General features: G+C 68.1%; 10 protein-coding genes and 2 pseudogenes. 8 read left to right on the top strand and 4 right to left on the bottom strand.

The genetic code is table 11. The features are described 5' to 3' along the window. The 5 genes from CSW58_RS02550 to CSW58_RS02530 all read left to right on the top strand — a co-directional run. The coding region (locus tag CSW58_RS02550) for a hypothetical protein (protein ID WP_099446180.1) at window positions 1-1,042 on the top strand (1,042 nt) is incomplete at its 5' end. Beyond that, window positions 1,039-2,046 carry a phosphotransferase family protein gene (locus CSW58_RS02545; protein WP_099446179.1) on the top strand — a complete coding sequence of 336 codons (1,008 nt, stop codon included), beginning with the start codon at window positions 1,039-1,041 and terminating at the stop codon, window positions 2,044-2,046. The genes CSW58_RS02550 and CSW58_RS02545, both read left to right, overlap by 4 nt. Next, on the top strand, window positions 2,046-2,477 hold the full coding sequence (locus CSW58_RS02540; RefSeq protein WP_099446178.1) for a hypothetical protein: 432 nt from the start codon (window positions 2,046-2,048) through the stop codon (window positions 2,475-2,477). The genes CSW58_RS02545 and CSW58_RS02540 overlap by 1 nt, the downstream gene beginning before the upstream one ends. Before the next feature lie 123 nt (window positions 2,478-2,600). Further along, window positions 2,601-3,527 carry an ABC transporter ATP-binding protein gene (locus tag CSW58_RS02535; protein ID WP_099446177.1) on the top strand — a complete coding sequence of 309 codons (927 nt, stop codon included), beginning with the start codon at window positions 2,601-2,603 and terminating at the stop codon, window positions 3,525-3,527. 8 nt (window positions 3,528-3,535) lie between these two features. Then, window positions 3,536-4,297 (top strand): ABC transporter permease, encoded by a 762-nt coding sequence (locus CSW58_RS02530; RefSeq protein WP_099446182.1) that lies wholly within the window; start codon window positions 3,536-3,538, stop codon window positions 4,295-4,297. Here the strand turns inward: CSW58_RS02530 and CSW58_RS02525 are convergent. The 4 genes and pseudogenes from CSW58_RS02525 to CSW58_RS02515 form a co-directional block, all read right to left on the bottom strand. Beyond that, window positions 4,294-4,755 (bottom strand): NfeD family protein, encoded by a 462-nt coding sequence (locus CSW58_RS02525; RefSeq protein WP_369825057.1) that lies wholly within the window; start codon window positions 4,753-4,755, stop codon window positions 4,294-4,296. The genes CSW58_RS02530 and CSW58_RS02525 overlap by 4 nt on opposite strands. Before the next feature lie 13 nt (window positions 4,756-4,768). Continuing rightward, window positions 4,769-5,587: an SPFH domain-containing protein gene (locus CSW58_RS02520; protein WP_236627607.1), complete on the bottom strand. Its 819-nt coding sequence runs from the start codon at window positions 5,585-5,587 to the stop codon at window positions 4,769-4,771. Then, window positions 5,544-5,732, bottom strand: coding sequence for a hypothetical protein (locus CSW58_RS14710; protein ID WP_236627608.1), 189 nt, complete (start codon window positions 5,730-5,732; stop codon window positions 5,544-5,546). Before CSW58_RS14710 ends, CSW58_RS02520 begins: the two co-directional genes overlap by 44 nt. 146 nt (window positions 5,733-5,878) lie before the next feature. Next, window positions 5,879-7,744: pseudogene (locus CSW58_RS02515) on the bottom strand (AMP-binding protein); the annotation flags it as partial. Window positions 7,745-8,069: 325 nt separating this feature from the next. Between CSW58_RS02515 and CSW58_RS02510 the strand changes: the two are divergent. The 3 genes and pseudogenes from CSW58_RS02510 to CSW58_RS02500 all read left to right on the top strand — a co-directional run bounded on the left by CSW58_RS02510 (window position 8,070) and on the right by CSW58_RS02500 (window position 10,055). Continuing rightward, on the top strand, window positions 8,070-9,002 hold the full coding sequence (locus tag CSW58_RS02510; protein WP_099446176.1) for a CPBP family intramembrane glutamic endopeptidase: 933 nt from the start codon (window positions 8,070-8,072) through the stop codon (window positions 9,000-9,002). A gap of 10 nt (window positions 9,003-9,012) precedes the next feature. Continuing rightward, window positions 9,013-9,111: pseudogene (locus tag CSW58_RS14705) on the top strand (hypothetical protein); the annotation flags it as partial. A 338-nt stretch (window positions 9,112-9,449) separates the two neighbouring features. Further along, window positions 9,450-10,055: a phytanoyl-CoA dioxygenase family protein gene (locus CSW58_RS02500; protein ID WP_201721551.1), complete on the top strand. Its 606-nt coding sequence runs from the start codon at window positions 9,450-9,452 to the stop codon at window positions 10,053-10,055. Window positions 10,056-10,116: the final 61 nt, after the last annotated feature.

Raw genomic sequence — 10,116 nt, 5'->3', positions numbered from 1 at the left:
CGGCACCGACCGAAATTTCTATGATCGATACTTCTTCAACGGCTACCGGCCCGAGGGCGACGACGACGCCTTCTTCGCGGCGGCCTTCGGGGTCTATCCCCACCTGAACATCGCCGATGCGTCGTTCTGCTGGATGAAGGACGGCCGCCAGATCAATCTCCATGCCAGCCGCTGGCTGGACATGGAGCGGATGGACACCTCGGCCGGCCCGATCAGCATCGAGGTGGTCGAGCCGCTGCAAAGCCTTCGGATCAAGGTCGAGGCGCCTGACCAGGGCATCCGGGCCGAACTGCTGTTCGAGGGGCGGTCCTTCCCGATCGAGGAGCCGCGCTTTACCCGCCGCATCGGTCCGCGCACCCTGCTCGACTATACCCGCCTGACCCAGAACGGCCGCTATACCGGCTGGATCGAGGTCGACGGCGTTCGGCATGATCTCGACGGATTCGTCGGCACGCGCGACCGGTCCTGGGGCGTGCGCCCGATCGGCGCGCGCGACCCGCAGGAGATGGCCCCGGCTGTCGCGCCGCAGTTCTTCTGGCTGTGGTCGCCCTGCGCCTTCGAGGATGGCGATCTGTTCTTCCACTCCAATGATGACGAGCTTGGACGGGCCTGGAACCGGCGGGCGGTCTGGTCGCCGCTGGGCGCCGGTCGCGACGGCGCGAGCGACTTCGAGGGCGCGGCCTGCGCGATCGACTGGCGATCAGGGTCGCGCAACGCCGCCCGAGCGGTGCTGACCCTTGAGGGCGGGGGCTCGATGCTGATCGAGCCGCGCGCCGAGTTCTTCATGCTGGGCCTGGGCTATGGCCACCCCAAATGGGGCCATGGTCTCAACCACGGGCCTCTGTCGGTCGAGCGCGAGGATTTCGACCTGGCGACGATGAACCGCGCCATGCCGCATCACCTGCACGTCCAGGCCCTCTCAAAAGTCAGATGGACCGACGCGTCAGGTCGGGTGCGGGTTGGACGCGGTGTGCTTGAGCAACTGGTTCTCGGGCCGCACGCTCCCTCGGGCTTCACCGGCATTCTGGATGTCGCGCCGTGAGCCTGCAGCAGGGACTGGAAACCTATCTGACCGAGCTGTGGGGCGCGCCGACCACCGTCGCCAACCTCGCCCGCATTCCCGGCGGCGCCAGCCGCGAGACCTATCGTTTCGACGCTCTGGTCGACGGTCGCAGCCGTGGCCTGATCCTGCGGCGCGACCCGCCGGGCGGCCTGCTGGAGACCGACCGACGGCTGGAGTTCCTGGCCTTCAAGACGGTCCATGGCCATGTGCCGGTTCCCGAGGCCATCGCGCTGGAGGAGGGCGACTCGGCGCTGGAGCGCCCGTTCTTCCTGATGGAGCGCGTCGACGGCGGCGTGGTGCCTTCGCCGTTCGTGGTCCTTCCCTATGGCGATCACGCCCAGGCCCTGGGCGAGCAGTTCTTCGCGACCCTGGGACGTCTGGCGGCGCTGAACCATGAGGGCACGCCGTTTCGCGAGGCGGCTCCGGAGCCGGCCCTCGACGACTGCTGGCGCGTGGCCCTGGATCACTGGTCGGACGTGATCGAGGCCGACGAGCTTCATCCGCAGCCGATCGTCAGGGCCGCGATCCGCCACCTGCGGCGCAATCCGCCGCCGCCGGCCCAGCGGATCAGCATCGTCCATGGCGACTATCGGACCGGCAACTTCATGCACGATGGTCAGGGGGCGATCCTGGCGATCCTCGACTGGGAGATGGCCCATCTGGGCGATCCGCTGGAAGACCTCGGCTGGGCCTGCGATCCGCTGTGGAACCACTTCGACGACACCCGGGTGGGCGGCATGATCGCGCCCGACCAGGCCCTCGCGACCTGGGAAGCGGCCAGCGGCCTGACCGTCGATCCGGCCGCCCTGGCCTGGTGGTCGCTGTTCAACGCCGTCAAGGGCCAGGCGATCTGGACCTCGGCGGCCAAGGCCTATCGCGACGGCGGTTTCACCGACCCCGTCCTGGCGATCTCGGGCTGGTACACCGCCCGTCGCCACGACCTGATCCTGGCCGACCGGCTGGCCGCCCTGGAGGCGTTCTGATGACTCCCGCCCTGTCCGACATCCTGAGAGGCAACTTCCTCAGCCTCGCCATCCCGGCCCCGGTGGAAAGCCAGGGCGATTTCATGACCGGCAAGGTCGCGGTGATCGCCCTGTTGTCGTTGCTGGCGGCGCAGGAGGCCGAGCGCGGCTCGCAGTCGCGGGTCTGGGAGAACGCAGCCATCGCCGCCCTGCTCAGGGACGCCGCCGCGACCTATGGGCCGGATCTGCTGGCGGTCGCCGACACCGCGGCCGAGGACCTGTCGATCCCCGCGCTCGATGCGGCCAACGCCACGCTGCGACGCGGTCTGATCGCCTTGCACGAGGCCGTCGAGGCCGCCGGCGACCTGCCGCGCCACCGGTCGATCATCGCGCTCTATGGCCAGATGGCCCAGGCGCGGCGGCTGGATCTGCCGCCGCTGCCGGCGGGGTGACCGAAGGGGCTCCGCGATAAAGTTTCGACCTGGGGACGATCGGCCCTAGCCACGCCACCTCGGCGGGCCCATTTGGCTGCGACGGTCGCGCTCGCGGCGCCGCCGGTCGAAGCCAGGGGCTCCATGTCGCCAATCATCGCCGTATCCGGTCTGTCCAAGACCTATGCCTCGGGATTCCAGGCCCTCAAGGGCGTGGACCTCGAGATTCGTCGGGGCGAGATCTTCGCCCTTCTGGGCCCCAACGGGGCCGGCAAGACCACGCTGATCAGCACCATCTGCGGCATCGTCAATCCGTCGACGGGGACGGTCCTGGCCGACGGCCATGACGTGGTGAAGGACTATCGCGCCGCCCGCACCAAGATCGGCCTGGTGCCGCAGGAACTGAACACCGACGCCTTCGAGACCGTCTGGGCCACCGTCAGCTTCAGCCGCGGCCTGTTCGGCAAGCCCCGCAACGACGCCCACATCGAGAAGGTGCTGCGCGACCTGTCGCTGTGGGACAAGAAGGACAGCAAGATCATGGCGCTGTCGGGCGGCATGAAGCGCCGCGTGATGATCGCCAAGGCCCTGAGCCACGAGCCGACCATCCTGTTCCTCGACGAGCCCTCGGCCGGGGTCGATGTCGAGCTGCGCCGCGACATGTGGCAGATGGTGCGCGGCCTGCGGGCCAGCGGCGTCACCATCATCCTGACCACCCACTATATCGAGGAGGCCGAGGAGATGGCCGACCGGATCGGGGTGATCAGCAAGGGCGAGATCATCCTGGTCGAGGACAAGGACGCCCTGATGCGCAAGCTGGGCAAGAAGCAGCTGACCCTGCAGCTGCAGACGCCCCTGACCGCCGTGCCGCCGCAGCTGGCGGACTACGCCCTGGCGCTGGCCGCCGACGGCCACGAGCTGGTCTATACCTTCGACGCCCAGGCCGAGGAGACCGGCATCGCCGGCCTGCTGCGGCGGCTGGGCGAACAGGGCGTCGACTTCAAGGACCTGCACACCAGCCAGAGCTCGCTGGAAGAAATCTTCGTCAGCCTGGTGAGTGACCGCAAATGAGCCTCTCGCTGAACGTTCACGCCATCCAGGCGATCTACCGCTTCGAAATGGCCCGCTGGTTCCGCACCCTGGCCCAGAGCGTGATCTCGCCGGTGCTGTCGACCTCGCTCTATTTCGTGGTGTTCGGCTCGGCGATCGGCTCGCGCATGGCCTCGATCGACGGGGTCAGCTACGGGGCCTTCATCGTGCCGGGCCTGGTCATGCTGTCCCTGCTCAGCGAGAGCATCTCCAACGCCTCGTTCGGCATCTACATGCCCAAATGGGCCGGGACGATCTATGAGCTGCTCTCGGCCCCGGTCTCGTGGGTCGAGACGGTGATCGGCTATGTCGGGGCGGCGACCACCAAGTCGGTGCTGCTGGGCCTGCTGATCCTAGCCACGGCGCGGCTGTTCGTGCCGTTCGAGATCGCCCACCCGGTCTGGATGCTGGCCTTCCTGGTGCTGACGGCGGTGACCTTCAGCCTGTTCGGCTTCCTGATCGGGATCTGGGCCGACGACTTCCAGAAGCTGCAGATCGTGCCGTCGCTGATCGTCACGCCCCTGACCTTCCTGGGCGGCAGCTTCTATTCGATCAGCATGCTGCCGCCGATCTGGCAGAAGATCACCCTGTTCAACCCGGTGGTCTATCTGGTCAGCGGCTTCCGCTGGAGCTTCTACGGCGTGTCCGACGTCGCCGTGGGGATCAGCTTCGCCGCGACCCTGGGCTTCATGGCCCTGTGCCTGGCCGCCGTGTGGTGGGTGTTCAGGACCGGATACCGGATCAAGGTCTAGCCGCCTGACGGGGCGGCCCGAACGGTCAGCACCGCGCCCTCGACGGCGGTGACCCGCACGCGCTGGCCCGCGGCCGGGCTGGCGCCGTCCCGCGTGACGGCGGCCCAGTCCTTGCCGTCGATGAACACCCGGCCGTGGCCGTGGACGAAGCCGGTCAGGACCTCGCCCTCGTGGCCGATCAGGCGCAGCATCGGGTCGTTGAGGTCGGGCCCGTCGCTGGCCGAGGCCGGACGCAGATAGCGCCGGCCCAGGATGGTGGTGGCGATGGTCAGCACCGCGAACAGGGCGACCTCGACCGGCAGGCCCAGCGGCGCGACCAGGCTGACCAGACCCACGGCCCCGGCGCTGGCCGCCGGCCACAGCAGCCAGCCACTGCCGGTGCCGACCTCGACCGCCAGGATGATCGCGGCCACCGCCAGCCAGACCCAGAAGGGGTGGGCGGCGTGAAACACCGTCATCGCGTCCATGGTCTCAAGCGCCCCGGCGCGGGCTGGGCGGGACGGCGGGACCGGCGGCGATCGCCACATCCTTGCCGCCCAGGGTCTTGACCAGTTCGGCCACCCCCGCGACCGTACCGGTCAGGCCGGCGAAGTCGGCGGGCACGATCACGGTCTTGGCGTTGGGCGAGCGGGCCAGCTCGCCAAAGGCTTCGACATATTTCTGGGCGATGAAGTAGTTGATGGCGTTGACGTCGCCCTTGGCGATGGCCTCGGAGACGAAGGCCGTCGCCTTGGCCTCGGCCTCGGCTTCGCGCTCGCGGGCCTCGGCGTCGCGGAAGGCGGCTTCGCGGCGGCCCTCGGCCTGCAGGATCGCCGCCTGTTTCGAGCCCTCGGCCCGGGCGATCTGGGCCTGCTTCTCGCCCTCGGCCTCGGTGATCACCGCCCGCCGCTCACGCTCGGCCTTCATCTGGCGGGCCATGGCGTTGGTGATGTCCGAGGGCGGGGTGAGATCCTTGATCTCGATGCGGGCGATCTTGACGCCCCAGGGATTGGTGGCGTGGTCGATGGTGGCCAGCAGGCGGGTATTGATCAGGTCGCGCTGGCTGAGCACCTCGTCCAGCTCCATCGAGCCGACCACGGTGCGCAGGTTGGTCTGGGTCAGCTGGGTGATGGCGTACATCAGGTTGTCGACGCGATAGGCGGCCTGCGAGGCCTCCATCACCTGGATGAAGACGATGGCGTCGACCTTCACCGAGACGTTGTCCTTGTGATGACCTCCTGCTGGGGAACGTCGAGCACCTGCTCCATCAATGTTGACCCGACGGCCGACCGCCTCGACGAACGGGGTCAGCAGGCTGATGCCGGGCTTGAGGGTGCGGGTATATGCGGCCGAACCGCTCGACGGTGAACTCGCGGCCCTGGGGCACGATCTTGATGACGTTGACCGCCAGGAACAGCGCCAGCACCACCAGAACCAACGGAACAATCAAAGACATCACGGCAGGCGTCCTCCACAACCAAAGGGGGTAGTTTAGAACTATTCCGGAGGCTCCGATACGAGATGATCGGCGCCTCCGCGAATCCGAACCTGGCCGTGTTCTGGCCCGGCCGTCGGGCGCGCCTGTCTAGATGACGAATCACGCCCTCGACCCGGCGTGGCGGCGTAGAGGGCCTCGACCAGGGCGGCGCGAGCGCTCCAGCACGGCGCGCTGGTTGACATTAGCCCTTGTCGGTGATCTCGCCGGCGTCGATCGAGGGCGGCTCGGTCAGGATCGTCACCGGCCGACGCGGCGCGACGAGCGCCGGCCCCGGCGTTGAACGCCGCGATCCGCTCGCGCACCGATCGCCGTCAGCTTGTCCAGCGGCGCCCCCGGACCCGGATCGGCGGCCAGGGCCGCGATGGCGGCCGGCGACGGCCAGACCAGGGCCCGAATCATCGGCTTGTCCTGGCCGCAGATCACCGCGTCGTGGATATAGGGCTGCAGGCGGCCACCAGGTCGGGGCGCAGCACCCGACGCTGACCCAGGTCCCGCTGTCGAGCTTGAAATCCTCGGTCACCCGGCCGTCGAATACCAGGCCCCTTGGCCGGATCCTCCGGATCGACGAAGCGGGCCGCGTCGCCCAGCTTGTAGAAGCCTTCCTCGTCGAAGGCGGCGGCGGTCTTTTCCGGATCCTTGTGATAGCCGCCGGCCACCGTCGGGCCCTTGACCCGCACCTCGTACTTGCTGCCGTTGGGGGTCAGCTTCAGGGCGACGCCCGGCAGGGGCAGGCCGATCAGCCCGACCCGTTCGGTGATCCAGTGGGTGACGGTGATGCCTTGAGTCTCGGTGGCGCCGTACATGGTGGTCAGGGGCACGCGGTGGCCGGTTTCCGCCACCGCCAGGGCCTGGATGCGCTCATAGACGTCGTTGGACAGGGTGGCCCCGCCATAGGCCATGTAGCGCAGGTTCCTGAAGAACGAGGCCCGCAGGGTCGGGTCCTGCTCCATGGCCCCGGCCAGCATCGAGAAGGCGATCGGGGCCGAGCCGAACACGATCGGCGAGACCTCGTAGAGGTTCTTGATCGTCGTCTCGAACATCCCCGGCAGGGGCTTGCCCTCGTCGATCCACAGGGTGCCGCCGCTCCAGATCACGGCGTTGAAGCCGATATTGCCGGCCGAGATGTGGCTCCAGGGCATCCATTCCAGGCTGTCGGGCGCGTCGTCGGCGCGCGGCTCGTCGCGCAGCCCTTCCTGGCCGGCGATCACCCCGGCCATCATGGCATGGGTCTGGGGCACGCCCTTGGGCAGGCCGGTCGAGCCCGAGGTGAACAGGTACTTGGCCACGGTCGGCGGTCCCACCGTCTCCAAGGCGGCGGCCACGGCGGCGGTCGGCACGGTGGCGGCGACGGCGTCGAAGGCGAAGGCCCCGTCGCCCACGCCGTCGGCTGTGATCACGACCAGGTCGGGGTCCAGGGCCTTGAGCACGGCCAGGGCCTTGTCGAACATCGCGCCGGACTGGGCGAAGACTACCTTGGGGGCGACCGTGGCGAAGCAGTGCTTGAGCTTGGCGTGGTCGGTGGACATCAGGCTGTAGGCGGGGCTGACCGGGGCGGCGGGTACGCCGGCGGCATAGGCCCCCAGGGTCATCAGGGCGTGCTCGATCGAGTTGCCCGACAGGATCATCACGCTGTCGGCCGCCGTCACGCCCCGGTCCAGCAGCCATTGGGCTATGCCCTCGACCGCGCGCTGGGCCTGGCCGTAGGTGATCGCGCGCCACGGGCCGTGACCGGGCTCGCGCTGCTTCAGATAGGGCCGGTCGGGATGGGCCGCGGCGCGCTGGGCCAGCAGGTGGGCGATCGAATGGGGACCCTCGCCGGGCGGGTGGTTGGAGGTGATGACCACGCTGCCGTCGGCCCGGCGGTCGACCGTGATGTCAGGACCCTTCATGGGCAGGGGCTTGAACGGAGCGGCCTGCGAGGGAACGGATTCAGCGTCGCGCGCGGGCGACGCGCCATCGGGCGGCGTCATGGTCTCACTCCCCAGGTTATCATTGTTCTGTTGAGCCTAGCCCAAAGGCGCCGGACGGCAAGGCTTACGTGGCGGGAAGGCGAGGGGGCGCAGATCCTCCCCCAGAGGGGGAGGTGGCCCGGAGGGCCGGAGGGGGCAGTCGCGGGGCGGTTGCTAAACTTCCCCCTCCGTCGGCTTCGCCGACACCTCCCCTCTGGGGGAGGATCTGGAAAAGTCATTGTGACTTTTATTTAAGTACAGAACCTCCTTGAATTGTTGTCTATCCAGTTTAGATCCCCTCAACATTACAGAATGGTAAGGCGCTGCGTCGCCTTTATTTTTCATCATGAACAAAGTCGAACTCTATGCGCCGCGCACCATGCGGCATCGCCGGACCTGGACGGCGGCCGCCATTGTGCTGATGGTGGTGTTCTTCATCGCCGGACAGCTGGCGACCATCTTCGGCGTGCTCAAGCCGATGGGCTTCCACCAGGCCGATCTCAACACCCAGTGGGCGCCGCTGACCATCCAGCTTCTGGGCTTCGGGGTCACGGCCCTGCTGATCCTGGCCTGGGTCGGGCTGTTCGAGCGGCGATCCCCCGCCGCCCTGGGCCTGAACGGCCAGGCCCTGGTCCGCTATGGTCGAGGCCTGTTGACCGGGGCCGGCTTTCTGATCGCCTCCATCGGCCTGGCCTGGGCCCTGGGCGGCTATCACATCGAGGGGATCGGCGTCTGGAGCGCCCCCAGCCCGATCCTGTTCCTGCCGATCCTCTGCCTGTTCGCGGGCTTCATGGTTCAGGGCGCGACCGAGGAGCTGATGCTGCGCGGCTGGCTGCTGCAACTGGTCGCCTCGCGGCACGGGCTGGTGGCGGCGATCATCGTCAACGCCGTGGTCTTCGCGGTGCTGCACGCCGGCAATATCAAGCCGTCGCTGGAACTGGCCCTGGCCCTGGGCAACCTGCTGCTGTTCTCGGTTCTGATCAGTCTCTATGCGATCAAGGAAGGCTCGCTGTGGGGCGTCTGCGCCTGGCACACGGCGTGGAACACCCTGCTGGGCGTCGGCTTTGGTCTGGACGTCAGCGGCGCCAAGGTGGCCGTGCAGAGCCTGGTGGTCGACCTGGCCCCCAACGCCAATGCGGCCTGGTGGCTGACCGGCGGGGCCTTTGGCCCGGAAGCCAGCGTGGCGACCAGCGCGGTGCTGCTGGCCGGGGTGGTCTATCTGCTGGCCAACGGCGCCTTGCGGCAGGGCGCGCGCTATTCGACGCCGGGGCTGGGCTAGGGGGCGACTTATCCGCTTCCAAAACGCTTGTCATCCCGGCCGTAGCGAAGCGGAGCGCCGGGACCCAGGGGGAACCGCAATGCGCAGGCCCCTGGGTCCCGGGTCGGCTGCGCCGCCCGGGATGACAAGAGTTGTTGGTTTTGTTGAAAAACCTTCGCGCCGAAGGGAGCCAACCCTTCATCTCACGGCGAGACGATCGCCGGTCTGGACAGGTCACTCAAGGCCGACGCTTCGCGTCGCCGCGAAGCGGTCGCCAGAGGCGAGCCTTGACTGACCTGTCCAGACCGGCACGCTGCTGCCTCCAAGAGATGAAGGACTGGCTGTGACGCAAAGCGTCCGCTTTCGACCAACATGACCATTCAGCCAGCGACCGTCACGCGCCTTGAACGCCTCAGCCTAGACCTGGACGGCGCGGAACTGGCCAAGTCGGCGATAGCCCCCGACGCGATGAAAATGATCGCCGACGCCCTATCCGACCAACCGGCGGATCAAGCCGGGATCAGGCTCTTCGGGGTGGAGGCGTTGCGCCCCTTCCTTGAACCGAACGGCGCTGTCGGCAAGCTCGCCGCCCGCAAGATGAAGGGGCCGCCGCAAGCTGTGCGCGCCATCCTCTTCGACAAGACCCCTTCGACCAACTGGTCGCTGGCCTGGCATCAGGACCGCGTCATCGCGGTTGAGAACCGCATCGAGGTCGCCGGGTTTGGACCCTGGAGCCGAAAGCATGGCGCGTTGCACGTCGCGCCACCCTTCGAGGTTCTGGCGCGGATGATCACGCTGCGACTTCATCTCGATCCCGTTCCGGAGACGAATGCGCCACTCCTCATTGCGCCTGGCTCGCACACACGAGGGAGGATCGCCGAGCACGACGTGCCCGCCGTGGTCAGGGAATGCGGCGTGGTCGCCTGCCTGGCCGCAGCGGGTGACGCCTGGCTCTATTCGACGCCGATCCTGCATGCGTCGGAGGCGGCGGCTGTTCCCGCGCATCGTCGGGTTCTGCAGGTGGACTTCGCGGTCGATCCGCTGCCCGGCGGCCTGCAATGGCTGGGCGTCTGAGATGCCGCACGCTGCAGCCTACGAGGGGCTAGGACGCGAGGCATCCGATTGCGACAACAGA

Origin of the sequence: Caulobacter sp. B11, assembly GCF_002737765.1 — a bacterium.
In the GTDB taxonomy this organism is placed as follows: Bacteria; Pseudomonadota; Alphaproteobacteria; order Caulobacterales; family Caulobacteraceae; genus Caulobacter.
The sequence above is the reverse complement of the archived record's forward strand: the minus strand, read 5'-3'. Positions and strand labels throughout refer to the sequence as shown.